This window comes from Kitasatospora sp. NPDC043950 (assembly GCF_056435345.1).
Genome location: NZ_JBWKER010000042.1, coordinates 35,720 through 59,843, shown reverse-complemented (window position 1 = coordinate 59,843; position 24,124 = coordinate 35,720). Strand labels below are relative to the sequence as shown.

Annotated in this window: 22 protein-coding genes; 12 read left to right on the top strand and 10 right to left on the bottom strand. The window is 73.6% G+C overall.

All coding sequences use genetic code 11. From position 1 onward, the window contains the following. Positions 1–112 precede the first annotated feature (112 nt). The 10 genes from AC07BF_RS26345 (at position 113) to AC07BF_RS26300 (ending at position 9,697) form a co-directional block, all read left to right on the top strand. Positions 113–1,837 carry a nitrite/sulfite reductase gene (locus AC07BF_RS26345; protein WP_363584113.1) on the top strand — a complete coding sequence of 575 codons (1,725 nt, stop codon included), beginning with the start codon at positions 113–115 and terminating at the stop codon, positions 1,835–1,837. Continuing rightward, entirely contained in the window at positions 1,834–2,082 is a 249-nt protein-coding gene (locus tag AC07BF_RS26340; RefSeq protein WP_400988534.1) for a hypothetical protein, read from the top strand. The genes AC07BF_RS26345 and AC07BF_RS26340 overlap by 4 nt, the downstream gene beginning before the upstream one ends. Further along, entirely contained in the window at positions 2,063–2,764 is a 702-nt protein-coding gene (locus tag AC07BF_RS26335) for a phosphoadenylyl-sulfate reductase (protein ID WP_363630249.1), read from the top strand. Before AC07BF_RS26340 ends, AC07BF_RS26335 begins: the two co-directional genes overlap by 20 nt. 34 nt (positions 2,765–2,798) lie before the next feature. Beyond that, positions 2,799–3,395, top strand: a complete 597-nt coding sequence (cysC, locus tag AC07BF_RS26330) for an adenylyl-sulfate kinase (RefSeq protein ID WP_363618998.1) — start codon at positions 2,799–2,801, stop codon at positions 3,393–3,395. After that, a complete protein-coding gene (gene cysD / locus AC07BF_RS26325) occupies positions 3,392–4,351 on the top strand; it encodes a sulfate adenylyltransferase subunit CysD (protein WP_478333998.1) in 960 nt (319 codons plus the stop codon). The genes cysC and cysD overlap by 4 nt, the downstream gene beginning before the upstream one ends. A 2-nt stretch (positions 4,352–4,353) precedes the next feature. Further along, positions 4,354–5,688: a sulfate adenylyltransferase subunit 1 gene (locus AC07BF_RS26320; protein WP_363584120.1), complete on the top strand. Its 1,335-nt coding sequence runs from the start codon at positions 4,354–4,356 to the stop codon at positions 5,686–5,688. A gap of 195 nt (positions 5,689–5,883) precedes the next feature. Further along, positions 5,884–7,044 (top strand): aliphatic sulfonate ABC transporter substrate-binding protein, encoded by a 1,161-nt coding sequence (locus AC07BF_RS26315; protein WP_363618995.1) that lies wholly within the window; start codon positions 5,884–5,886, stop codon positions 7,042–7,044. Positions 7,045–7,237: 193 nt separating this feature from the next. Then, positions 7,238–8,041 carry an ABC transporter ATP-binding protein gene (locus tag AC07BF_RS26310; RefSeq protein WP_363630256.1) on the top strand — a complete coding sequence of 268 codons (804 nt, stop codon included), beginning with the start codon at positions 7,238–7,240 and terminating at the stop codon, positions 8,039–8,041. Beyond that, entirely contained in the window at positions 8,028–8,957 is a 930-nt protein-coding gene (locus tag AC07BF_RS26305) for an ABC transporter permease (RefSeq protein ID WP_478333997.1), read from the top strand. Before AC07BF_RS26310 ends, AC07BF_RS26305 begins: the two co-directional genes overlap by 14 nt. 11 nt (positions 8,958–8,968) lie before the next feature. After that, on the top strand, positions 8,969–9,697 hold the full coding sequence (locus tag AC07BF_RS26300) for a sirohydrochlorin chelatase (RefSeq protein WP_478333996.1): 729 nt from the start codon (positions 8,969–8,971) through the stop codon (positions 9,695–9,697). A 13-nt stretch (positions 9,698–9,710) separates the two neighbouring features. On the opposite strand, the gene AC07BF_RS26295 is transcribed toward AC07BF_RS26300, so the two are convergent. The 5 genes from AC07BF_RS26295 to AC07BF_RS26275 all read right to left on the bottom strand — a co-directional run bounded on the left by AC07BF_RS26295 (position 9,711) and on the right by AC07BF_RS26275 (position 15,100). Further along, a complete protein-coding gene (locus AC07BF_RS26295; protein ID WP_363584130.1) occupies positions 9,711–10,121 on the bottom strand; it encodes a PIN domain-containing protein in 411 nt (136 codons plus the stop codon). Then, positions 10,118–10,339 carry a type II toxin-antitoxin system VapB family antitoxin gene (locus AC07BF_RS26290; RefSeq protein WP_363584132.1) on the bottom strand — a complete coding sequence of 74 codons (222 nt, stop codon included), beginning with the start codon at positions 10,337–10,339 and terminating at the stop codon, positions 10,118–10,120. Before AC07BF_RS26290 ends, AC07BF_RS26295 begins: the two co-directional genes overlap by 4 nt. 183 nt (positions 10,340–10,522) lie before the next feature. Next, positions 10,523–12,271 carry a DEAD/DEAH box helicase gene (locus AC07BF_RS26285; RefSeq protein ID WP_400810796.1) on the bottom strand — a complete coding sequence of 583 codons (1,749 nt, stop codon included), beginning with the start codon at positions 12,269–12,271 and terminating at the stop codon, positions 10,523–10,525. 157 nt (positions 12,272–12,428) lie between these two features. Further along, a complete protein-coding gene (locus AC07BF_RS26280) occupies positions 12,429–12,635 on the bottom strand; it encodes a cold-shock protein (RefSeq protein ID WP_350881634.1) in 207 nt (68 codons plus the stop codon). Positions 12,636–12,958: 323 nt separating this feature from the next. After that, the gene (locus AC07BF_RS26275; RefSeq protein WP_363584208.1) at positions 12,959–15,100 is read right to left on the bottom strand and encodes an MMPL family transporter; all 2,142 of its coding nucleotides are present in this window, start codon (positions 15,098–15,100) and stop codon (positions 12,959–12,961) included. Between the two features lie 470 nt (positions 15,101–15,570). Between AC07BF_RS26275 and AC07BF_RS26270 the strand changes: the two genes are divergently transcribed. Next, positions 15,571–16,464 (top strand): phosphotransferase enzyme family protein, encoded by an 894-nt coding sequence (locus AC07BF_RS26270; RefSeq protein ID WP_478333995.1) that lies wholly within the window; start codon positions 15,571–15,573, stop codon positions 16,462–16,464. Between the two features lie 300 nt (positions 16,465–16,764). Next, a complete protein-coding gene (locus AC07BF_RS26265) occupies positions 16,765–17,781 on the top strand; it encodes a polysaccharide deacetylase family protein (RefSeq protein ID WP_478333994.1) in 1,017 nt (338 codons plus the stop codon). Between the two features lie 34 nt (positions 17,782–17,815). Here AC07BF_RS26265 and AC07BF_RS26260 read toward each other — a convergent pair whose 3' ends face one another. The 5 genes from AC07BF_RS26260 to AC07BF_RS26240 form a co-directional block, all read right to left on the bottom strand. Then, entirely contained in the window at positions 17,816–18,517 is a 702-nt protein-coding gene (locus AC07BF_RS26260; protein WP_363584138.1) for an exonuclease domain-containing protein, read from the bottom strand. A 188-nt stretch (positions 18,518–18,705) separates the two neighbouring features. After that, positions 18,706–19,959, bottom strand: a complete 1,254-nt coding sequence (gene efeB, locus AC07BF_RS26255) for an iron uptake transporter deferrochelatase/peroxidase subunit (RefSeq protein WP_363584140.1) — start codon at positions 19,957–19,959, stop codon at positions 18,706–18,708. A 142-nt stretch (positions 19,960–20,101) separates the two neighbouring features. Next, positions 20,102–20,557 (bottom strand): GNAT family N-acetyltransferase, encoded by a 456-nt coding sequence (locus AC07BF_RS26250; protein ID WP_363584142.1) that lies wholly within the window; start codon positions 20,555–20,557, stop codon positions 20,102–20,104. Between the two features lie 145 nt (positions 20,558–20,702). After that, entirely contained in the window at positions 20,703–22,262 is a 1,560-nt protein-coding gene (locus tag AC07BF_RS26245) for a carboxylesterase/lipase family protein (protein WP_478316990.1), read from the bottom strand. 320 nt (positions 22,263–22,582) lie between these two features. Next, positions 22,583–23,857 carry an SAV2148 family HEPN domain-containing protein gene (locus tag AC07BF_RS26240; protein ID WP_371516519.1) on the bottom strand — a complete coding sequence of 425 codons (1,275 nt, stop codon included), beginning with the start codon at positions 23,855–23,857 and terminating at the stop codon, positions 22,583–22,585. Positions 23,858–24,124: the final 267 nt, after the last annotated feature.

The window sequence follows — 24,124 nt, the reverse complement described above, 5'->3', positions numbered from 1 at the left end:
TCACTGCTCTCCCCGGCCCTGGGAATACCCGCAGGTCACAGCAGCACCGCACCGCCACGCACCCCCAGCGACCCACCCGGCGTCAGAGCCATCTGCCCCGAAGGACTTCACCATGGCCACCACCCCCGAGACCGCCGAGCCCACGGCCGACCGCGCCGCCGCGCGCCGCCCCGCCGCGCCTCGCAAGGTGACCCGTCACCGCGGCGAGGGCCAGTGGGGCATGGGCCACTTCACCCCCCTGAACGCCAACGAGCAGTTCAAGAAGGACGACGACGGTCTCAACGTACGGACACGTATTGAGACGATCTACGCCCACCGGGGCTTCGACTCGATCGACCCCGCCGACCTGCGCGGCCGGATGCGCTGGTGGGGCCTGTACACCCAGCGCAAGGAGGGCATCGACGGCGGCAGGACCGCGATCCTGGAGCCGCACGAGCTCGACGCCGAGTACTTCATGCTGCGCGTGCGGGTCGACGGCGGCCGGCTGACCGTCGCCCAGCTGAAGGCGATCGCCGAGGTCTCCGAGCAGTACGCCCGCAACACCGCCGACCTGACCGACCGCCAGAACGTCCAGTACCACTGGATCCGGATCGAGGACGTCCCGGCGATCTGGCAGAAGCTGGAGGCCGTCGGCCTGTCCACCACCGAGGCCTGCGGCGACACCCCGCGCGTCATCCTCGGCTCCCCGGTGGCCGGCATCGCCGAGGACGAGATCATCGACGGCACCCCCGCCATCGAGGAGATCCAGCGGCGCTTCATCGGCAACAAGGACTTCTCCAACCTGCCGCGCAAGTTCAAGTCCGCCGTCTCCGGTTCCCCGCTGCTGGACGTCGCGCACGAGATCAACGACATCGCCTTCGTCGGCGTGGTCCACCCCGAGCACGGCCCCGGCTTCGACCTGTGGGTCGGCGGCGGGCTGTCCACCAACCCCAAGCTGGGCGTGCGCCTGGGCGCCTGGGTCCCGCTGGACGAGGTGGCCGACGTCTACGGCGGCGTCATCGGCATCTTCCGCGACTACGGCTACCGCCGGCTGCGCAACCGCGCCCGGCTGAAGTTCCTGGTCGCCGACTGGGGCGTGGAGAAGTTCCGCCAGGTGCTGGAGGACGAGTACCTCGCGTACCGGCTGGTCGACGGCCCCGCGCCGCAGGAGCCCAGCGGCCGCTGGCGCGACCACGTCGGCGTCCACCGGCAGAAGGACGGCCGGTACTACATCGGCTTCGCGCCGCGCGTCGGCCGGGTCGACGGCCGGCTGCTCGGCCAGATCGCCGACCTCGCCGCCGCGCACGGCAGCGACCGGCTGCGCACCACCGCCGAACAGAAGATGCTGGTCCTCGACATCGCCGAGGACCAGGTCGACTCGGTGGTGGCCGGCCTGGAAGCGCTGGACCTGCGGGTCACCCCGTCGCCGTTCCGCCGCGGCACCATGGCGTGCACCGGCATCGAGTACTGCAAGCTCGCCATCGTCGAGACCAAGGAGCGCGGCCGCACGCTCATCGACGAGCTGGAGAAGCGCCTGCCGGACTTCGCCGAACCGCTGACCATCAACATCAACGGCTGCCCGAACGCCTGCGCCCGCATCCAGGTCGCCGACATCGGCCTCAAGGGCCAGCTCGTCCCGGACGGCAACGGCGAGCAGGTCGAGGGCTACCAGGTGCACCTGGGCGGCGCGCTCGGCCTGGAGGCCGGGTTCGGCCGCAAGGTCCGCGGCCTCAAGGTCACCAAGGACGACCTGCCCGACTACGTCGAGCGCGTCCTGACCCGCTACCAGGCCGACCGCACCGAGGGCGAGCGCTTCGCCCAGTGGGCGGCCCGGGCCGGCGAGGAGCAGCTGTCGTGAGTGAGCGTGCCGCGCCGTTCTTCTGCCCGTACTGCGGGGACGAGGACCTGCGCCCCTCCGAGGCCGGGCACGGCGCCTGGGAGTGCCACGGGTGCCGCCGCGCCTTCCAGCTGAAGTTCCTCGGCCTGCTGTCCCCGACCGCCTCGACCGCCTCGACCGCGGCCAACTCGGCTTCGGCCGCCACGACTTCGGCCAACTCGACTGCGAACGACGGGGGTTCGTCCGGTGACCAGCGCGACGACTGACCACGAGGAGATAGCCGTCCGGGCCGGCCGCGAGCTGGAGGAGGCGACGCCCCAGGAGATCCTGGCCTGGGCCGCCGACACCTTCGGCCGCCGCTTCTGCGTCACCTCCTCGATGGAGGACGCGGTCGTCGCCCACCTCGCCTCCTCGGTGTTCCCCGGCGTGGACGTGGTGTTCCTGGACACCGGCTACCACTTCCCGGAGACCATCGGCACCCGGGACGCGGTGGCCGCGACCATGCCGGTCAACGTCATCACCCTCAGGCCGCTGCGCACCGTGGCCGAGCAGGACGCCGAGCACGGGCCGCACCTGCACGACCGCGACCCGGACCTGTGCTGCTCGCTGCGCAAGGTCGAGCCGCTCAACCGCGGCCTCGGCGGCTACGACGCCTGGGCGACCGGGCTGCGCCGCGACGAGTCCCCGAGCCGGGCGGACACCCCGGTGGTGTCCTGGGACGCCCGGCGCCGCAAGGTCAAGATCGCCCCGATCGCCCGGTGGACGCAGGAGGACGTGGACGCCTACGTCACCGCCCACGGGGTGCTGCTCAACCCGCTGCTGTGGGAGGGCTACACCTCGATCGGCTGCTCGCCGCTGTCCTGCACCCGCAAGCCCGCCGAGGGCGAGGACGCCCGGGCCGGGCGCTGGTCCGGCTCCGGCAAGACCGAGTGCGGCATCCACCTCTGACCCACCCCCCACTACCGACGAAGGACTTGAGACTGTGACAGCTCACACCCGGGCCGCCGACGGAGCCGCGGAGGCGGCCCCCGCGGCCACCCCCTGCGAGCGCGGCGCCACCGTGTGGCTGACCGGGCTGCCGAGCGCGGGCAAGACCACGCTCGCCTTCGCGCTGGCCGGACGGCTGCGCGCCGAGGGCCACCGGGTCGAGGTCCTGGACGGCGACGAGATCCGCGAGTTCCTCTCCAAGGGCCTCGGCTTCACCCGCGAGGACCGGCACACCAACGTGACCCGGATCGGCTTCGTCGCCGAGAAGCTCGCCGCCCACGGCGTCAAGGTGCTCGCCCCGGTGATCGCCCCGTTCGCCGACTCGCGCGCCGCGGTGCGCGAGCGGCACGCGGCGGCCGGCACCGAGTTCCTGGAGGTCCACGTCGCCACCCCGGTCGAGCTGTGCGCCGAACGCGACGTCAAGGGCCTGTACGCCAAGCAGGCCGCCGGGGAGCTGGCCGGCCTCACCGGCGTGGACGACCCGTACGAGGCGCCGGAGAAGCCGGAGCTGCGGATCCAGACGCAGGGCCGCGCGGTCGCCGAGTCCGCCGCCGAGCTGCACGCCTTCCTGACCGAGAGGGGTCTCGCATGACCACCGCGACCGACGGCCCGGTCCGCACCGCCGACGCCCAGAACCAGCCGGCCAGGGGCCCTTTCGCGCTGTCCCACCTGGACGTGCTGGAGGCCGAGTCGGTGCACGTCTTCCGCGAGGTCGCGGGGGAGTTCGAGCGCCCGGTGATCCTCTTCTCGGGCGGCAAGGACTCCATCGTCATGCTGCACCTGGCACTCAAGGCCTTCCACCCGGCCGCCGTGCCGTTCTCGCTGCTGCACGTCGACACCGGCCACAACTTCCCCGAGGTGATCGCCTACCGCGACCGCGTCGTGGCCGAGCACGGCCTGCGCCTGCACGTCGCCCACGTCCAGGACTTCATCGACGACGGCCGGCTGCGCGAGCGCCCGGACGGCACCCGCAACCCGCTGCAGACCGTCCCGCTGCTCGACGCCATCGAGACGAACCGCTTCGACGCGGTGTTCGGCGGCGGGCGCCGCGACGAGGAGAAGGCCCGCGCCAAGGAGCGGGTGTTCTCCCTGCGCGACGAGTTCGGCGCCTGGGACCCGCGCCGCCAGCGCCCCGAGCTGTGGTCGCTGTACAACGGCCGGCACGCCGTCGGCGAGCACGTGCGCGTCTTCCCGCTGTCCAACTGGACCGAGCTGGACGTCTGGCAGTACATCGAGCGCGAGGGCATCGACCTCCCGGAGATCTACTACGCCCACGAGCGGGACGTCTTCGCCCGCGGCGGCATGTGGCTGACCGCCGGTGAGTGGGGCGGCCCCAAGGAGAACGAGCCCGTCCAGCGGCGGCTGATCCGCTACCGCACCGTCGGCGACATGTCCTGCACCGGCGCCGTCGACTCGGACGCCACCGACATCCAGGCCGTGATCGCCGAGATCGCCGCCAGCCGCCTCACCGAGCGCGGCGCGACGCGGGCCGACGACAAGCTGTCCGAGGCCGCGATGGAAGACCGCAAGCGCGAGGGGTACTTCTAACGATGACCAGCACCACCCAGGAAGCAACCGCCACGTCGCTGCTGCGCTTCGCCACCGCCGGATCCGTCGACGACGGCAAGTCCACCCTGGTCGGCCGCCTGCTGCACGACTCCAAGTCCGTGCTCGCCGACCAGCTGGAGGCCGTCGAACGCGTCTCGCTGGGCCGCGGCCAGGAAGCGCCCGACCTCGCGCTGCTCACCGACGGCCTGCGCGCCGAGCGCGAGCAGGGCATCACCATCGACGTGGCCTACCGCTACTTCGCCACCCCCCGGCGGCGGTTCATCCTCGCCGACACCCCCGGGCACGTGCAGTACACCCGCAACATGGTGACCGGCGCCTCCACCGCCGAACTGGCCGTGGTGCTGGTCGACGCCCGCAACGGCGTCGTCGAGCAGACCCGCCGGCACGCCGCCGTCGCCGCGCTGCTGCGGGTGCCGCACGTGGTGCTGGCCGTCAACAAGATGGACCTGGTCGACTACGCCGAGCCCGTCTTCGCCGCCATCGCCGAGGAGTTCACCGCCTACGCCGCCTCGCTCGGCGTGGGCGACGTGGTGGCCGTGCCGATCTCCGCCCTCGCGGGGGACAACGTCGTCGAGCCGTCCGCGCACATGGACTGGTACGGCGGCCCGACCCTGCTGGAGCACCTGGAGACCGTCCCGGTCGGCAGCGACCCGGGCGCCGAGCCGGCCCGCTTCCCGGTCCAGTACGTGATCCGCCCGCAGAGCGAGGAGCACCCCGACTACCGCGGCTACGCCGGGCAGTTGGCCTCCGGCGTGCTGCGGGTCGGCGACCCGGTGACGGTACTGCCCTCGGGCCACACCACCACCGTCGCCGGGATCGACGCGCTCGGCCGCGAGACGGACCTCGCCTGGGCACCCCAGTCGGTCACCGTCCGGCTCGCCGACGACCTCGACGTCTCCCGCGGCGACCTGATCGCGGCCGGCGTGATCCCCGCGCCCACCAGGGACATCGAGGCCACCGTCAGCCACCTCTACGAGCGCCCGCTGCGCGCCGGCGACAAGGTCCTGCTCAAGCACACCACCCGCACCGTGCGCGCGCTGGTCAAGGACATCACCTACCGCATCGCTCTGCCGACCAAGGCGGGCGACACCCTCGAACAGCGCTCCGGCGCCGAGGGGTTGAACGTCAACGACCTCGGCCACGTGGTGCTGCGCACCGCCGAGCCGCTGGCACTCGACGCCTACTCCGACAACCGCCGCACCGGCTCGTTCCTGCTGATCGACCCGGCCGACGGCACCACCCTCACCGCCGGCATGGCGGGCGAGGCCTTCGCGACCGTACGCGCCACCGAACCCGCTGAGGAGGACTGGGTCTGATGCCCAGCGAGGCGTTCTCGGACATGGACAAGGAAGGCGGCCGCATCGGCAGCGGCGTCCTCGGCAGCGGCCAGGGCGGCCTGACCCGATGTGCGGGCCGACAGCGCTGAGTTGCGACCCCCGGCCGCCCCGACGGGCGACCGCCACGTCCCCGAGACCGCCTCCTGACGGTCCGTCGATGAACAGGACTTCACCATGGCACCGAACCCGGCCCTCTCGCATACCCGTGCCCGCCCCGACGCCGGCCGGATCAGACGCTCCGCGGTGGCCGCGGTGGCCGGCCTGACCGCCGTGACCCTGCTGTCCGCGTGCAGCTACGGCTCCAAGGCGGACGACAAGAAGGCGGGCGCCGACTCCGCCGCCAGTTCGGCCGGCGCCTCCGGCGCGAAGCTGTCCGCGGACACCGTGAAGATCGGGTACTTCGCGAACCTGACCCACGGCACCGCCCTGGTCGGCCTCCAGGAGGGGCTGTTCCAGAAGGAGTTGGGCGCCACCCAGATCAAGACCCAGGTCTTCAACGCGGGCCCGTCCGAGATCGAGGCGCTCAACGCCGGCTCCATCGACATCGGCTGGATCGGCCCCTCCCCCGCGATCAACGGCTACACCAAGTCCGACGGCCAGTCCCTGAAGATCATCGGCGGCTCGGCCTCCGGCGGGGTCAAGCTGGTGGTCAACCCGGACAAGATCTCCTCGCTGGACGACCTCAGGGGCAAGAAGATCGCCACCCCGCAGCTGGGCAACACCCAGGACGTGGCGCTGCTCAACTACCTGGCCGGCAAGGGCTTCAAGGTCGACGCGGCGTCCGGCGCCGGCGACGTCTCGGTGGTGCGCACCGACAACAAGGTCACCCCCGACGCCTACCGGCAGGGCTCCATCGACGGCGCCTGGGTGCCCGAGCCCACCGCCTCCAAGCTGGTCACCCTCGGCGCGAAGGTCCTGCTCAACGAGAAGGACGTCTGGCCGGACAAGAAGTTCGTGATCACCAACATCATCGTCTCGCAGAAGTTCCTCAAGGAGCACCCGGACGTGGTGGAGGCCGTGCTGCGCGGCTCGGTGAACACCAACGCCTTCATCAAGGCCAACCCGGACAAGGCCAAGGCCGACGCCAACGACGCGATCAAGAAGGAGGCCGGCAACGCGCTGGAGCCGGCCATCCTCGACCCGGCCTGGGCCGACATCGACTTCCTCGACGACCCGCTGGCGAACACCCTCCAGGCCGAGGCCGACCACGCCGTCACCGCCGGGCTGCTCAAGAAGCCCAACCTGAACGGCATCTACGACCTCACCCTGCTCGACAAGGTGCTCGCGGCCAAGGGCCAGGGCCCCGTGGCGGACGCCGGACTCGGCGCCAAGTAGCGCCACCGGCTCCGAAACGGCACCGAGCGGTGCCGAGTAACGCCGAGCCGCGCCGAGTCCGCCCCCGACTCCGCGGTCCGGACCCCCGCCCGCCCGGTCGATCCGCGATCGATGCCCACCGGGACGGGCGGGGCCGGGCCCCGGCCCCGCTCCGCCAGCCCTCAGCCAGACCACTCACGCAGGAGGTGCCCGGATGACACCGGCACTGACCACCTCGGCGGACACCGCCGGCGCCGACGCCGGCGGCGCCGCGCCCGCCGTCCGGATCTCGCACGTGCACAAGTCCTTCGGCCGCCCGGGCACGCAGACCCACGTCCTGGACGACATCACCCTCGACGTCGCGCCCGGCGAGTTCGTCACCCTGCTCGGCGCCTCGGGCTGCGGCAAGTCCACCCTGCTCAACCTGGTCGCCGGCCTCGACCAGCCCACCGCCGGCGCCATCGAGGTGCCGGGCGGCCGTCCCGCGCTGATGTTCCAGGAGCACGCGCTGTTCCCCTGGCTCACCGCCGGCCGCAACATCGAACTCGCCCTCAAGCTGGCCGGCGTCCCCCGCCCCGAGCGCCGCGCCGAAGCCGAGCGCCTGCTCGAACTCGTCCGCCTCAAGGGCTCGTACGGCAAGCGCGTGCACGAGCTGTCCGGCGGCATGCGCCAGCGCGTCGCGATGGCCCGCGCGCTCGCCCAGGGCAGCCAGGTGCTGCTGATGGACGAGCCGTTCGCCGCGCTCGACGCCATCACCCGCGACGTGCTGCACGACGAGATCACCCGGATCTGGGCCGAGCGGCAGCTGTCCGTCCTGTTCGTCACCCACAACGTGCGCGAGGCCGTGCGCCTGGCCCAGCGCGTCGTCCTGCTCTCCTCCCGCCCCGGCCGGGTCGCCCGCGAGTGGCGGATCGACCTGCCGCAGCCGCGCCGCATCGAGTCCACCGGCGTCGCCGACCTGTCCATCGAGATCACCGAAGAACTGCGTGGGGAGATCCGTCGCCATGGCCAGCACTGACAGCACCCCGGTCCTGGAGAAGACCGACAAGGCCGACAGGACCGACAGGGCCGCCGCCACGGACACCGCCGGTGTCGGCGCCGGCCTGGACGCCCTCGACGCCGTCTCCGCCCAGCACGGCTCGCTCGGCGAGGCGCTGCGGACCAAGGCCCTGCCGCCGCTGATCGGCGTCCTCGTGGTGCTCGCCCTGTGGCAGGGCGCCTACAGCCTGCACCTCACTTCCGCCTACAAGCTGCCCAGCCCGACCGACGTGTGGCACTCCGCCCAGGAGCTCTGGTACCAGGGCACGCTGTTCTCGATCATCTGGACCAGCGTCTGGCGCGGCCTGTCCGGCTTCCTGCTCGCCGGCGTCATCGGCACCCCGATCGGGCTGGTCGTCGCCCGCGTCCGGCCGGTGCGCACCGCCATCGGCCCGGTCCTCCAGGGCCTGCAGTCGCTGCCCTCGGTCGCCTGGGTGCCGGCCGCGGTCATCTGGCTCGGCATCAACGACCAGATGATGTACGCGGTGATCCTGCTCGGCGCCGTCCCCTCCATCGCCAACGGCCTGGTCGCCGGCATCGACCAGGTGCCGCCGCTGTTCCTGCGCGCCGGACGCACCATCGGCGCCACCGGCCTCACCGGCGCTCGGCACGTGCTGATCCCCGCCGCGCTGCCCGGCTACCTGGCCGGCCTCAAGCAGGGCTGGGCGTTCTCCTGGCGCTCCCTGATGGCCGCCGAACTCGTCGCCTCCTCCCCCGACCTCGGCCGGGGCCTGGGCCGGTTCCTGGAGGACCAGCGCGAGTTCTCCGACATGTCCGGGGTGCTGCTCGGCATCATCCTGATCCTGTTCGTCGGCATCGCCATCGAACTGCTCGTCTTCACCCCGGTCGAGCGCCGGGTGCTGCGCAACCGCGGCCTGCTGGCCGCCGTCAAGTAAGGCCGACGCCGATGCCCGCCCTCCTGCTGATCGCCCACGGCAGCCGCGACCCGCGGCACGCCGCGACCGTGGCCGCACTGGTCCAGGAGGTGCGGGCGCTGCGCCCCGGGCTGGACGTCGCCACCGCCTACCTGGACCACTGCGCGCCGCGCATCCCGCAGGTCGTCGGGCGGCTCGACGACGCGGTGGCCGTCCCGCTGCTGCTCAACCGGGCCTACCACGCCAAGCACGACGTCCCGGCCGCCCTGCGCACGGCCGGCGCGGCCCTGCCCGTCGCCGCCGTCCTGGGCCCGTCGCCGCTGCTGCTCGCCGCCCTGGACCGCCGCCTCGCCGAGGCCGGGGTGGACGTGCGCTCGGCCGCCGTCCGGGCCCGCACCGGCGTGGTGCTCGCGGCGGCCGGCTCCTCCGACCCGGCCGCCGACGCCGCCACCCGCGCGGTGGCCGCCGCGTGGCGCCGCAGCCGCGGCTGGGCCGCCGTCGAGGTGGCCTACGCCTCCGCCACCGGCCCGCGCGTGCCCGACGCCCTGGCCGCCCTGCGCGCCGCGGGCGCCGCCCGCACCGCCGTCTCCCCCTACCTGCTGGCCCCGGGCCTCCTGCCCGACCGCATCGCCGAGGCCGCCGCCGGAGCGGACGCCGTCGCCGCCGTCCTGGGCCCCGCCCCCGAACTCGCCACCCTCCTCCTGGAGCGCTACGACGAGGCGCGTGCGGCCGCCACGATGCCCCGGACGCTCACCGCCTGACCACGGGGCCGACTCACTCGTGATCGAGGATGCTGTGCTCGCTCAGGTCGGCGGCGTGCCGCGCCACCGTGCGGTAGCCCGCATCGTCGTGGAGGACCGTGAGGCCGTGGTGCGCGGCCGTCGCCGCGATCATGAGGTCGACCGCGGAGGCACTACGGTGCTGCCCGGCGAGGGCCGTGCGCCGCTGAACCGTGTCGATCCAGCGCCCAGCGTTCTTCGGTACCGAGACGTCCGGGTACAGGTCGGCGAACATCTCGGTGATCTCGTCGTACTCCCGGCCGCTGCGCGCGTTGTGCAGAAACTCCGCGCGCTGCGGGTAGCACGACGCGATCGACCCCGCGTCGATCGCGTCGTACCAGACGGCCAGGAGCTTGGGCTCGCCCAACAACCGGACGAGTCCGGAGGTGTCGAGGAGATAGATCACCGGGCGTCCTTCTCCGCTCGGTGCATCCGCTCTGCGTCCTCGACGGCTCCCCAGTGCCGAGCCCGCTCGAAATGCCGGCTGATCCGGGCAGCACGTTCCTGCCGCTCGGCGTAGAAGCGCAGTGCTAGGTTGACGGCGTCCTTCTTGGTCCGAACTCCGGCGAGCGTCATTGCTCGTTCCAGCGCGTCGTCATCGATGTCGGTCTGTGTCACGGACATCCGGATACCTCCGTCGATCGATGGTGGTGATGTACATAGCACTGCACATGACCAACATCAACGGAGGTTCGCCCGGGTCGGACCGCCGCGGGGTGATGGTGTCCGTCGGACAGCCGGGCCCACGACGAGACGGCCCGGCCCCCTCGGTGCGAGGGGGCCGGGCCGTCGGGCGGTCGCCGGGGATCAGTCGATGGCGCGGCGCTGGCGGCCGGTGCCGTAGTTGGAGCCGGACTTGGCGCCGCTGCCGGGCTTGGCGCGGCCGGAGGAGCGGCCGATGAAGCCGGCCGCCTGGGGGCGGTCGCCCTGGGTGGCGGCGCCGCCCATGCGCTGCTTGGGGCGGGGGCGGCGCGGGTTGCCGTTCATGTCGACGTCGGCGGGCAGCGCGGAGCGCTTGCCGGGGCGGCGGCGCGGGTTGCCGGACTTGGCGTCGGCCTTGGCGGCGGGGGCCTCGGCGGGCGCGGGGACGGCGACGGCGACCGCGACGCCGCTGGGGGTGCGGGCGCCGGTGATCTTGGCGAGGTCGGCGTCGCCGGGGCGGACCTTGGTGACGGTGGGGCGGATGCCCGCGACCGTCATCAGCCGGTTGACCTCGCGGCGCTGCTCGGGCAGGACGAGGGTGACGACGGTGCCGGACTCGCCGGCCCGGGCGGTGCGTCCGCCGCGGTGCAGGTAGTCCTTGTGGTCGACCGGCGGGTCGACGTTGACGACCAGGTCGAGGCCTTCGATGTGGATGCCTCGGGCGGCGACGTTGGTGGCGATCAGCGCGGTGACGTGGCCGTCGCGGAACTGGTCGAGGACCCGGTTGCGCTGCGGCTGGGACTTGCCGCCGTGCAGGGCCGCGGCCCGGACGCCGGTGGCGAGCAGCTGCTTGGTGAGGCGGTCGGCGCCGTGCTTGGTGTGCACGAACATGATCACGCGCCCGTCGCGGGAGGCGATGTGCGCGGTGGTGGACGCCTTGTCGGCCTGGTCCAGCTGGAGGACGTGGTGGTCCATGGTGGTGACCGCGCCGGCCGACGGGTCGACCGAGTGGGTGACCGGGTCGGTGAGGAAGCGCTTGACCAGGCGGTCGACGTTGCGGTCCAGGGTCGCGGAGAACAGCATCCGCTGCCCGCCCTCGGCGACCTGCTCCAGCAGCTTGCTGACCTGCGGGAGGAAGCCCATGTCGGCCATCTGGTCGGCCTCGTCGAGGACGGTGATGGCGACGTCGGACAGGTTGACGTCACCGCGGCCGATCAGGTCGTCGAGCCGGCCGGGGGTGGCGACCAGGACCTCGGTGCCACGGCGGACGGCGTTGGCCTGGCGGTTGATCGACATGCCGCCGACGACGGTGGTGATCCGCAGGTTGACGGCGGTCGCGTAGGGGGTGAGCGCGTCGGTGACCTGCTGGGCGAGCTCGCGGGTGGGCACCAGGACGAGCGCCAGCGGGTAGCGGGCGACGGCGCGGCGCCCGGCGGTGCGGGCGAGCAGCGGCAGGCCGAAGGCGAGGGTCTTGCCGGAGCCGGTACGGCCGCGGCCGAGCACGTCGCGGCCGGCGATCGAGTCGGGCAGCGTGGCGCCCTGGATCGGGAACGGCGCGGTGACGCCTTCGCGGGTGAGCGTGCTGAGGATGCCCTTGGGCAGGTCCAGTTCGGCGAAGGTGTCCGCCGGGGGCCGGGCCGGGGTGCCCTCGACGACGGTGAAGTCGGCGGCCTCGGGCACGGCGGCGGCGCGGGTGTTCTTGGGGGCGCCGGTGCGGCCGCGCGGCTTGCGGGCGCGCTCGGCGTCGCCGGTGGCGCGCGGGTTCTCGCCGCGGCGGGCGCGGTCGCCGGCGCCGGTGCGACCGGCGTTCTCGCCGCGGCCGGCGCCGGCGCTGCGGCGCGGGTTCTCGCCGCGGCGGGCCTGGTCGGTGGTGCGGGCGGCGCGGTCACGCGGCGGGCGGGCAGGGGTGGTCACGAAGTCTCCGTACGTCGGTCGGCAGCCCCGGGTGGGGGCTGGTCGGCCGTCGGTAGGAAACTCGCCGCCCCGGCCGTACGGCGGCATGCGCGGGGGCCCGCACCGTGTGGTACGGGCCCCCGCTTCGCGAGATCGCGAGTCAGCGTGGAGGCTGACGTCAGCCGATGACGCGGATGTTCTCGGCCTGCGGGCCCTTCTGGCCCTGGGTCACGTCGAACTCGACGGCCTGGCCCTCAACGAGCTCACGGAAGCCGTTGGCCTGGATGTTCGAGTAGTGCGCGAACACATCCGGGCCGCCCTCGGCCTGCTCGATGAAGCCGAAGCCCTTTTCGCTGTTGAACCACTTCACGGTGCCGGTAGCCATAACCGTCTCCTCAAAAAACTGGGGCATCAGGGATTCACACCGCGTGAACCCCGGAGTAGCCGCGATCCCCATCCGGAGACTGAAACACCGGACAAAACAAATGCGCCTGTTGGTTGGACCAGCAGGCGCACACATGCGTTCATGGGAACCAAAACTGCAACTGAGTCGACTGTAGCACGGCGACACCCCGATTGACCGGGGACTTTTGTGCTCAACAGATCACGTTTGACGGCCAGGGAAAGGGGGCAAGCGGCGCCCCGCCGAAGCGGGACGCCGCCTGTTTGGCGCGTCGGTCGGGCGTCGCCCGTGTCCGAACGAGGCGATCAGCGCCGTCCGGCCGGCTCCGGCACGCCGTACGCGTCCGCCGCCGGCGCCGGGCCGGCACCGAGGCTTGCGCCGTGGCCGTGCTCGGGGTCGGCGCCGTGGCCGGGCCACCAGGCCCGGTTTCCGATCAGCGCGGTGAGCGCCGGGGTGAAGAACATCGCCATCACGAAGGCCGCCAGCACGATGCCGAAGGCCATCGCGAAGCCGAACTCCATCATGAAGGTGTTGCCGGCGAGCATGAACGTCCCGAACGAGGCCGCCAGGATGAAGCCGGCCGCGGCGACGGTCGGGCCGGCGTGGCGCAGCGCCTCGCGGGCCGCCTCGCGCGGGCTGCGGCCCGCGCGGGCCTCCTCGCGCAGACGGGCGATGATCAGGATGTTGTAGTCCGTCCCGATCGCCACCACGAAGAGGTAGATGAGGATCGGCATCATGAACATCAGGCCGGTCTCGTTGCCGATCTTCTGGAAGATCAGCGTGGTGGCGCCCAGCGTGGCGCTGAAGCCGAGGCCGACCGAGGCCATCAGGTACCAGGGGGCGACCACGCTGCGCAGCTGGAGGGCCAGGATGAGCAGGATCAGCAGCCCGGCGATCGGGAAGACCAGCTTGTAGTCGTGGGTCATCGCCAGGTTGATGTCCTTGAACACCGAGGTGAGGCCGCCGACCTTGGCCTCGCTGCCGGCCGGGGCCTGCGCGTGGGCGACGGTGCGCAGCTCGGTCACCGCGTCGATCGCCTCGTTGCTGGTCGGGGCGTCCTTGAGCATGACGGTGAACTGGGCGGTGGCGCCGTCGGCGCTGATGCTCTTGGCGTCGGCGCTCGGCAGGTAGACCTTGGACACCCCGCCGACGCCCTGCAGCTTGTCGGCGTAGGCCGGGAAGGAGGCCGGGTCGAGCTTCTTGCCGTCGGTGCTGCTCAGGTAGACCTGGCTCGGGTCGGCGGCGCCGGCGGAGAAGCCCTTGGCCATCTTGTCCTGGACGACCATCGACTCCTTGTCCTTGGGCATGGAGCTGCCGGCCATGTCGAAGAGGCCGTTGTAGCCGAGCGCGCCCACGGACAGGGCGACCAGTACGCCGCCGGAGGCGACGGCGGCCAGCGCCGGGCGCTTCTGGACGACCCGGCCGAGCGCGGTGAAGCGCGCGGTGCTCGGCTCGTCCGTCCACTTCTTGCCGGGCCAGAAGACGGCGCGGGCGGGGATGACCGCGAGCAGCGCGGGGGCCAGGGTGAGCGAGGCCAGGGCGGTGACCACGACCGCGATCGCCAGCGCGGGGCCGAGCGCCTGGAACATGCCGAGGCTGGAGAGGATCAGCGCGGCGAAGGCGATGGTGACGGCGCCGGCGGCGGAGGCGATCGCCTCGCCGACCCGGCCGACCGCGTTGGCCACGGCGGCGTTGCGGTCGTCGCCGGCCCGCAGCCGCTCGCGGTAGCGGAAGGCGAGGAACAGGAAGTAGTCGGTGCCGACGCCGAGCACGACGACGATCAGGATCGCCATCAGGATGGGTGTGCTCTTGAGGTTGAAGATGTCGGTCGCGTAGTTGATCAGGCCGATGGAGGCGGGCAGCGCGATCATCAGCGAGACCAGGACCGGCAGCAGGCCGGCCAGGATGCCGCGGAAGATGATGCCGACGATCACGATGACCAGGAGCACCGTGGCCATGGTGATGATGCCCTCGGCCGAGCCGGAGGCTTCCTTCTGGTCGAGCGCCTGGGCGGCGGGGCCGCCGAGCTGGAACTTCAGGTCGGTGCCGGAGGCCAGTGCCTTGCCGTCGTCGCGGAGGGCCTTGGCGATGTCCGCGGTCCCGTTCTGGTCCTGCTGCTTCGACTTGTCGACGGCGATCATGGCCATCGCGTACTTGTGGTCCGGGGATATGCCCAGCTGGTCGGACGGCGGGATGATCTTCTCGACGCCGTCGATCTTCTTGGCCGTCAGGTCCTGGACGAGCTTGCCCATCGCGGCCTTGTCCGCGTCGGTGAACGCGGCGCCGTCGTTGCGCTCGAAGAGTGCGAGCGCGCCCGGGGTGAAGGCGGCCGGGAAGGCGCGCTCCTGCACCTGTGCGGCCTGGATGGACTCGTAGTGCTTGGGGAGGAACGCGGCTTCGTCGGTCTGCGAGCTGACCTTCGGCGCGGTCATGAGGACGGCGATCATTCCGATCACCCACGCGATGATCACCCACCACGCGCGGCGTACGACGAATTGTCCTAGTCGGTGGAACATGCTCGATGCCTCCTGGGCATGGTTCACCGCAGCCCTTGGGGGACGGGACGCCGGGCGACGGCTGGACCGGTGGGAGACGCGCGGCGGCGCTCCCTAGCCGGTCGGCAGGTAAGTGGATTTGGGCGTCATCCTACGAGTACTTGCTTGCCGCCCGGCAAGGAGCCCCCGTGGTCCAACCCCCGTCAGGCCGCTCCGAAGCGGCCCCGACCCAGTCTCTCCCGGGCGCACGCCCCTTGACCTCGTGCTCCGGGTGGAGACAGCTCCCCCTCAGGGTGGATCTCTCCCCTACCCCCTGGGAGGAGATGTCAGGGTGGGAGGGTAGGGAAAACCCCACCCCGGTCCGTCATGATGATCACCGTCCGGAGGCCTCCGGATGAACGCCGCCCCAACGGAGCACCGCCATGATCCCCTTCGACGAAGGCCGCGCCCGGCTGCTGCTCGCCCACGCCTGCGAGTCCGCCGGACTGCCCGGCCCCGGCGACGCCCGGCTGCTCGCGCTCGGCGAGAACGCCGTCTTCGACCTCGGCGACCCGGCCGTCGTCGCCAAGGTCGGCCGCGGCCCCGAACTGTACGAACGGGCGCGGCACGAACTCGCCGTCGCCCACTGGCTCGCCGCCCAGGACGTCCCGGTGGTCCGCCCGTACGACGCGGTGGAAGCCGAGCCCCAGCTCGCCCACGGGCACCCCGTCACCTTCTGGCACCGGCTCGCCCCCGCCGTCCGCCCCGCCCGCCCCGCCGACCTCGCCCCGCTGCTGCGCGCCCTGCACCGGCTGCCGCTGCCGCCCTTCCCGCTCGCCCACCGCGACCTGCTGGCCCCCGTCGAACGCTGGCTGGCCTCCGCCGAGGGCCACGTCGACCCGGCCGACGTCGCCTTCCTGCGCCACCGCCGCGACGGCTTCGCCGCCGCCCTGCCCGACCTCGCCCCGCACCTGCACCCCGGTGTGATCCACGGCGACGCGCTGCCCCGCAACGTCCACGTCAGCCCGGACGGGCCCGTCCTGCTCGACCTGGAGAACGTCTCGCACGACCTGCGCGAACACGACCTGGTGGTCCTCGCGCTCAGCCACGACCGGTACGGCGTGCCCGGCGAGGAGTACCGGGCCTTCGTCGAGGCGTACGGCTGGGACGTGCGCGCCTGGCCCGGCTTCGCAGTGCTGCGCGGGGCCCGGGAGACCGCCAGCGCCTCCTGGGTCGCCCAGCAGGTGCCCGGCAATCCGGCCGCGCTGGCGGAGTTCCGGCGCCGGGTCGCCTCGCTGCGGGAGGGTGCCACCGAGGTGCGCTGGTACCCGTTCTGAGGCGTCGGGCTCCCGGGGCGTCGGGCTTCCGAAGTGGCGGGCTCCTGAAGTGCCGGGCCTTGAAGTGCCGGGCCTCTGAAGTGCCGGGCCTCTGAAGTGCCGGGACGCCCCCGTCACGGCCCCCGGGATACCCGGCGGGCCGCGGGGGCGCCAACCCGGGCGCGTGTGAGAAGACTCCTACGGCGCTCCGGTCCGCTCCGCAACCGGGGCACGTACGCTCGGCGTCCTATCGGACAGTCATCCTGACCGAGGGATCGGCACCCGTCCTCTGCACCCCTCTGCACCACAGGAGCCGCCGCCATGCCCCACTCCGCCACCCGCCGGCCCTCCCCTCCGACCCGTACGGCCCTCACGGCCCGCCGCCGGCTGGTCGCAGGCTGCGTCGTGGCGGCCGCCACCCTGGGCCTGGCCGCGTGCGGCACCGCCAGCGGAGCCCTCCAGCCGACGGCCGGCGTCAGCACCCAGCCCCCGATCACCATCGCGCCGACCGACTCCCGGCCGACCGACGGCCCCGTCGCCACCGTCGCGCCCGCCCCCGGCTCCGACAGCGCACCCGCCTCCGCCGCCCCGCCGGCCGTCCCGAAGCCGCGCACGCCCAAGGCGCCGGCCGAGACGACCGCCGCGCCCCACAGCGGCACGCCGAGCACCCCGGTCACCACCACGCCCGTCGCGACCACGCCCTCGGGCACCCCCGCGCCGCCGCCCGCCCCGGTCAAGCCGGGCACCGTCATCGGCTCCACCGCCTCCGGCGGCCACACCGTGGCGCTCACCTTCGACGACGGCCCCGGCCCCGCCACCGGCCAGATCCTCGACCTGCTCGCCCAGTACCACGCCAAGGCCACCTTCTGCGAGATCGGCCAGAACGCCGCCGCCAACCCGGCCCTGGTCAAGCGCGTCCTCGCGGCCGGCCACCGGCTCTGCGACCACAGCGTCCACCACCCGCAGCCGTTCGCGAAGCTCCCCCACGACAAGGCCGCCTACGAGATCTCCGCCGCCAGGGACATGATCGTCAAGGCCGGCGGCCCCGGCACCCGGGTCAGCTGGTTCCGCGCCCCCGGCGGCGGCTTCAACGCCGACAACGAGCAGATCACCGCGAGCCTCGGCATGTCCTCGCTCGGCTGGTCCGTCGACCCGCGCGACTGGTCCCGCCCGGGCGTGCCGGCCATCGTCTCCACCGTGCAGAAGCAGCTCAAGCCCGGCGGCGTGATCCTGATGCACGACGGCGGCGGCGACCGCACCCAGACCGTGGCCGCGCTCAAGCAGCTGCTGCCCTGGCTGGTCGCCCAGGGCTACACCTTCGACTGGCCGGCCGGCTAGGCCCCGCCCGGCCCGCCGGCCTCACCGGGGGCGGTCACCTCATCGGCCACCGCGGGTCGACCACGGCCTGCGGGTCCTTGCCGCGGCGCAGCCACGCCTGCAAGCCCTCGGCCCACTCCCGGTACCAGCCGATCTGGCGCTCGTGCAGCTCGGCCGGCGCGACGTCGCCGACCTCGGCCCGGTAGCGCTCGGCGAGGGCGACGGCGACCCGGACGGCCGCCAGCGCGTCGCTGCCCGCCTCGTGCGCGTCCGTCAGCTCGACGCCGTACACCTCGCAGACCCGCTGCAGGGTGCGCGAGCCCTTGCGGTACTTGTCCACCGCCCGGTCGACGACCAGCGCGTCCAGCACCGGCCCGACCGGGGCGCCGAGGCGCTCGGCGAGCGGCACCAGCCCGTACCGGCGCAGCTCGGCGTCGAGCAGCGACAGGTCGAACGGCGCGTTGAACGCGACCACCGGGCGCCCTGCGGCGAGCCGCTCGCAGAGCGCGCCGGCTATCTCCTCCACCGCCTCCTTGGCCGGCCGGCCCTTGCCGCGGGCCAGGTCGTCGCCGATGCCGTGGATCGCCTCCGCCTCGGCCGGGATCGGGACCCCGGGGTCGAGCAGCCAGTGCGCGGCCCCCACCCGGCGGGCCCCGACGGTGTCCACGAGCGCGGCCGTGACGATGCGGTCCACGGCCGGGTCGGTGCCCGTGGTCTCCAGGTCGAAGCCGACCAGTGGCTGCTGCCACCAGCTCATAAGGGGGTGTCCTTCCGTCCTGCCTCTCGAAACAGCCCCCATCATCACCCGCCCCACCGACATCCCGGCCGCCGGGGCGGTCGGGGTGCGGGCCGGTACGGCGGCGGACGGCCCCCTCGGTTTCGGCAGGTCGCCCCAACGGCGGGCGCCCGCGCCCCGGTTGGGCGACGGGCGCGCGAACCGGGGCGTCAGGTGGCGGTGAGGAGGGTGCGGCCGAGCCAGTCGGTGGTGTCGTGGGCGCCGGGGAGGACGTAGAAGTAGCCGCCGCCGGTGGGGCGGAGGTGGCGGGCGAGGGGTTCGGTGTTGAGGCGGGTCTGGACGGCTTCGAACTGGCGGGCCACGTCCTGCTGGTAGCAGCAGAAGGCGAGGCCGAGGTCGGGTTCGCCGTCGGAATCGAGGCCGCGGTCGTAGTTGAAGGCGCGGCGCAGGATGCGGCTGTCGCGGGTGCCGTCGGTGCGGGGGTTGGCGAGGCGGATGTGGGAGTCGAGGGGGATGACGGCGCCGTCGGGGTCGTTGCGGTAGTCGGGGGTGTCGGTCTCGCCGGCCGCCCCGAGCGGGGCGCCGTCGTTCTTGCGTCGGCCGATCAGGCGTTCCTGCTGCTTGAGCGGCACCTCGTCCCAGCCGGCGACGAGGGTGCGGATGGCGCGGATGACCTGGTAGCTGCCGCCGGCGGCCCAGCGCGGTTCGTCGCCGCCCTCGCCGACCCAGACGAGGGCGTCCAGCTCGCGGGCGTTCGTGGTGTCGGGGTTCTCGATGCCGTCCTTGAAGCCGAGCAGGTTGCGGGCGGCGCCGGTGGGGCGGGAGCGGTTCTGGAAGCCGTCGAGCTGCCAGCGCGGGCGGATCAGGCCGTTGGTGCTGCGCAGCAGGTCGCGGATGGTGTGCTGGACGGTGTCGCGGTTCTCGGCGCAGATCTGGAGCGAGAGGTCGCCGTGGCATTCGGCGGGGCGCAGCGCGTCGACGGGGAAGGCCCGCATGGCGGTGAGCCGGCGGGGGCGGTGGCGGGTGAGGCCGTAGCGGGTGTCGAAGAGGGAGGCGCCGACGGCGACGGTGACGGTGAGGTCGTCGGCGGGCAGGTCGGGGCCGAGGGTGCCGCTGTCGGAGGGGGCGGCGGCGGGGCCGAGGTCGGGCGGGGTGCCGCCGGCGGTGAGGAAGCGGATGCGGTCGGTGAGGGTGCGCAGGAGGGTTTCGAGGGCCTTGCGGTCGCGGGCCTTGACGTCGAGGGCGAGGAAGGTGCCGTAGCCGGGGGGCGGGTTGGTGATGCCGGCCTGGTGGAGGCCGTGGAAGTCGATGCGCCGGGTGGCGGTGCGGGGCGCGGCCTGGGCGGGGCGGGCGCCGGTGAGGGTGAGGGCTCCGGCGGTGGTGGCGCCGAGGGCGGTGCGCAGCAGGCCGCGGCGGGTGGCGCGGGGGTGTTCGGAGCCGGTGGAGTGCGGGCTGTCGATCATGGACGGGACGCTAACAAGCGGTCGGGCCCGGTGCTCGGGTGAGCGCCGCGCCCGACCGCCGGTCACCATCCGTCCGGCCTACTCGCGTCACCCGGGCGAGCGTCACCGGGCGCCACGCCCCGACCAACGGGCCGGCCCCGGTTCAGGCGGCGGGCTCGCGGACCAGGTAGACGTCGATCGGGTCCTCGTGGTCGAGGACGAAGCCGTGGCGTTCGTAGAGGCTGCGGGCGGGGCTGCCCTGGAGGACGTCGAGGCGCACGGGCTCGCCGGCGGCGTCGGCCTGGGCGAGGAGGTGGCGCAGGACGGCGGTGCCGAGGCCGCGGCCCTGGTGGGCGGGGGCGAGGTAGAAGTGCTCGATCCAGCGGCCGCCCTGCTCGGCGGGGCGGACGGTGACGGAGCCGGCGAAGGCGCCGTCGACGAGGATGACGGAGCTGTGGCGGCTGGAGAAGCCCGCCCGCAGGCGCCGGCGGACCCGGTCGTCGTCGTAGCGGCCGAGGCGTTCGAGGTCGGCGCGCAGGACGACGGCCTTGAGTTCGGCGACGGGTTCGACGTCGGCGGCGGTGGCGGGGCGCAGGGTCCAGGCGGGGAGGCTGTTCACGGCCCGCAGTGTGGCAGCGGCCGCACCGGCCTGGCCAGCGGGTTTCAGGGGCCGGACGCCGGGGCGGGGCGTGCCGAGGGGGCCGGGCGGTGGCCCGGCCCCCTGCTCCGGTGGGAAGGCGGGAAGGCGGGAAGGCGGGAAGGCCTCAGCGGGTGCCGAGGTCCAGGGCGGGGAAGGAGTAGTCGTCCCAGAGGGCGCGTTCGTCGTCGTGCGGGGCGTACTGGACGCTGGGGTTCAGGTCCCAGATCCGGGTGGCCCGCGCGTCGGCGGTGTAGGACGGCCAGCCCGGGTCGCCCTCGCGGGCGAAGGAGGCCCAGGCGTCGGCCATCCGCTCGGACAGCCGGGTGAGTTCGGGCCGCTGGGCGGCGACGGTCTGCGCGCCGCGCGGGATCGCGCCGAGGTCCAGGCCGCCGAAGACGAAGGGCAGTTCCAGGGTGTGCATGGCGCCCAGGTTCTGGGCGGCGGGCAGGCCGGGGACGTAGGGCACGTGCCAGTCGAACTGGTAGACGTGGGTGGGCCGCCAGCGGGACTGGGCCTCGGCCAGGCGCAGGGTGGGGATCCGCTCGGTCTGGTCGGTGAGCATCGCGTTCACCACCCGGCCCTCGGTGGCCCCGGGGCGGTCGGCGGCGTACCGGTCGTACATCTGCTGTTTGCGGTCGGCGAGCACGGGGGGCAGGTTGCGGTAGGCGCTCAGCGGGAGGTCCGGCAGCGTGGGGTCGAACAGCGCCCAGTAGTCGGTCTCGTTCTCGGTGGTGCCGGTCATCACGTCGACGTCGCGGGCGCTGCCGGCGGCGATCCGTTCGACGACCGGGCCGGGCACCAGCGCCCCGTCGATGGAGGGGCCGAAGAAGACCGCGGAGGACAGTCCGGAGAGCCCGTGCTGGACCTGTTCCTGGAGTTCGAGGACCTGTTGGGTGCTCAGCCGGTCGAGGTCCGCGACGGTGTGGATGCCGCCGGTGGCGAAGACCTTTCCGGCGGTGGCCCGCGCGGCGGCCGCGGTGTGCACCAGGTAGCCGGGGCCGCTCTCGACGATGGCGCGCCGGAAGAGGCGCTCGGGGTGGTCGCCGGCCAGCAGGGCGCTGATCGAGATCGCGCCGGCCGACTGGCCGAAGACGGTGACGTTGCCCGGGTCGCCGCCGAAGGCGCCGATGTGCCGGCGCACCCAGGTCAGCGCGGCGCTCTCGTCGCGCAGCCCGTTGTTGCCCGAGCCGGCGTAGGACGGGTCGAGCGCGCCGAGTTCCGTCCAGCCCAGGATGCCGAGCCGGTAGTCCAGGTTCACCACGACGGCGTCGCCGCGCTCGGCCAGCAGGCCGCCGTCGAAGACGGGCTGGGCGGCGGCGCCGAGTTCGTCCGCGCCGCCGTGCAGGAAGACCATGACGGGTTTGCGGGCGCCGCCGTGGTGCGCCGACCACACGTTGAGGTACAGGCAGTCCTCGGTGCCGCCGCCGCCCGCGCTCAGGTCCTGCGGGCAGCCGGGGCGGGCCTGGGTGGCGCGCAGTGTTCCGGGCCAGGGCGCGGCGGGCTGCGGCGGGCGGAACCGGCGCTCGCCGGTGGGCGGCGCCGCGTACGGGACGCCCAGGTAGGCGCACCGGCCGTCCTGGGCCACCCCTTGCAGGCGGCCGGCGGAGGTCGCCGTACGGCAGCCGCCCGCCTCCCGGGCCTCGGCGGGGACGGCCGGCAGCAGGCCCAGCAGGGCTGCCGCCACGCCGGCCAGCGCGAACGGCCAGCGCCGGCGGGCGGTTCGGCGGGCATTCCCCGGCAGCCTTCCGCCAGGCCCCGTCCCAAGCCCCGCCCCGGGCCCTTCGCGCAGCCTTCCGCGCGCTGCCCCCCGTCCTGTCCCGCGCTTTGTTCCGTACACCACGGCGCACTCCCCTCGACGTCGTCGCGTCGCTCGTGCGGCCGCGACCCCGCCTCCAGCTTGTGCGGCGCGGCCCGGGGGTGTCGCCGCCGCACGGATGGAGTTCCGGGTCTCCACCCGGGGGTGGAGAGAGGGATCCGATGGTCCGTCAGAGGTGGGGGGAGGGTTCAGGACACCGGCCGGGAGTCGCCCCAGGCGCCCTCGAACTCCTCGCGGTAGACCTCCAGCAGGCCCTGTTCGCTGCCGCCGGGCTGCTGGCCGGCGCCGCCGCGCAGCACCAGGGCCGGGGACTCCATGCCCCGGGCGCGGCGCAGGTAGGGCTGGATGACGCCGAGGTCGCGGCTCTGGCGGCGGCCGCCGACCTGGCCGGTCGGGCGGGGGCCCTCGACGAGGTAGGCGGTGAAGCGCGGGGTCTCGTCGAAGACCCGGATCTCGAAGCCGCCCTGGTCGCGCAGCCGGGCCCGCACCCGGCGCACGTGCATGATGTTCATCTCGATGGAGCGCGACAACTCGCCGCGTCCGAGGCCGAGTTCGCGTTCACGGCGGCGGACGGCGCTGCTCGCCGGGTTGAGGAAGAGCAGACGGACCCGGCAGCCGTCGCCGGCCAGGCGCACCAGCCGCTTGCCGGTGTAGTTCTGGCAGAGCATGCCGAGGCCGATGCCGAGCGCGTCCAGACGCCGGGCGCCGTCCAGCAGGTCCTCGACGGGCAGGTCGCGCTGGAGGCGGACGCGGTCGGCGTGCACGGCGACGACGTCCGCGTACCGGCCGGCCACCAGCGACTCGACGACGTCGGCGGGCACGCCGCCGGCGCCGCCGTCGAGGACGGCGAGCAGGCGGGCGGCGGCGCGTTCGGTCTGGGCGAGGACGGTCTGGGTGAGCACCCGGTTGCGGGAGACCACGTGCCGGGCCACCTCCAGTTCGTCCAGGGCGAGTTCGATCTCGCGCCGGTCGGACAGGTAGGGCTCGAAGCAGGGCCAGTGCTGGACCATCAGCTCGCGCAGCTGGGGCAGGGTGAGGAAGACCAGCGGGTCGTCGTCCGCCGGGTCGAGCAGGTAGCCCTTGCGGCGGCTGACCTCGCGGACGGCGCCGGCCCGGTGCGCCCACTCCTCGCCGGCGGGGCCGGCGGCGGCGGTGACCCAGTCCTCGCCGTGGGCGGGGGCGTAGATGGGGTGCAGCACCTCGTCGACGAGGGAGCGCAGCCGCTGCTCGACGAGGTTGAGCCAGACGTAGGCGCGGCCGGACAGGCGGACCCGCTGGTAGGCGTCCTCCCATTCGGCGGCGGACCAGGCGAGGGCGGGGACCTCGACCGGGCCGCCCTGGGCGGGCACCAGGGGACGGCCGGACAGGGTGGGGCGCATGACGACCGTGGGCGCCTCGCTGCGGGCGCCGCCCCGGTCGGGGCCGTCGGGCCCCGGGCCGCGGCCGCCGGCGGGGAACACCATGCGCCACCTCACCTGGTTTGCTGCTCTACGCTCCGCCCCTGCGCGGCTGATGGAACGCCACCGGCCCGGGGACGGCCGGACGATCAAGGGTACTGCCCGCCGCGAGCGGTGTGCAGCCGGATGGCCCACGGGGCCCGGCACCACCACCAGGCCCACCCTTCACAGACCCACGCCCGTCGCAGGCCCCGCCCATCGCAGGCCCCGCCCATCGCAGGCCCGCCCGCCACAAGCCCGCCCGCCACAAGCCCGCCCGCCACAAGCCCGCTC

Bases quoted from the DNA above. Each gene is read 5' to 3' on its own strand.
- AC07BF_RS26345 (WP_363584113.1), top strand. From the start codon at position 113: ATGGCCACCACCCCCGAGACCGCCGAGCCCACGGCCGACCGCGCCGCC.
- AC07BF_RS26270 (WP_478333995.1), top strand. From the start codon at position 15,571: ATGATCCCCTTCGACGAAGGCCGCGCCCGGCTGCTGCTCGCCCACGCC.
- AC07BF_RS26290 (WP_363584132.1), bottom strand. From the start codon at position 10,339: ATGTCCGTGACACAGACCGACATCGATGACGACGCGCTGGAACGAGCA.
- AC07BF_RS26240 (WP_371516519.1), bottom strand. From the start codon at position 23,857: ATGGTGTTCCCCGCCGGCGGCCGCGGCCCGGGGCCCGACGGCCCCGAC.
- AC07BF_RS26300 (WP_478333996.1), top strand. From the start codon at position 8,969: ATGCCCGCCCTCCTGCTGATCGCCCACGGCAGCCGCGACCCGCGGCAC.
- AC07BF_RS26310 (WP_363630256.1), top strand. From the start codon at position 7,238: ATGACACCGGCACTGACCACCTCGGCGGACACCGCCGGCGCCGACGCC.
- AC07BF_RS26320 (WP_363584120.1), top strand. From the start codon at position 4,354: ATGACCAGCACCACCCAGGAAGCAACCGCCACGTCGCTGCTGCGCTTC.
- AC07BF_RS26265 (WP_478333994.1), top strand. From the start codon at position 16,765: ATGCCCCACTCCGCCACCCGCCGGCCCTCCCCTCCGACCCGTACGGCC.
- cysD (WP_478333998.1), top strand. From the start codon at position 3,392: ATGACCACCGCGACCGACGGCCCGGTCCGCACCGCCGACGCCCAGAAC.
- AC07BF_RS26305 (WP_478333997.1), top strand. From the start codon at position 8,028: ATGGCCAGCACTGACAGCACCCCGGTCCTGGAGAAGACCGACAAGGCC.
- AC07BF_RS26280 (WP_350881634.1), bottom strand. From the start codon at position 12,635: ATGGCTACCGGCACCGTGAAGTGGTTCAACAGCGAAAAGGGCTTCGGC.
- AC07BF_RS26315 (WP_363618995.1), top strand. From the start codon at position 5,884: ATGGCACCGAACCCGGCCCTCTCGCATACCCGTGCCCGCCCCGACGCC.
- AC07BF_RS26275 (WP_363584208.1), bottom strand. From the start codon at position 15,100: ATGATCGCCGTCCTCATGACCGCGCCGAAGGTCAGCTCGCAGACCGAC.
- efeB (WP_363584140.1), bottom strand. From the start codon at position 19,959: ATGATCGACAGCCCGCACTCCACCGGCTCCGAACACCCCCGCGCCACC.
- AC07BF_RS26260 (WP_363584138.1), bottom strand. From the start codon at position 18,517: ATGAGCTGGTGGCAGCAGCCACTGGTCGGCTTCGACCTGGAGACCACG.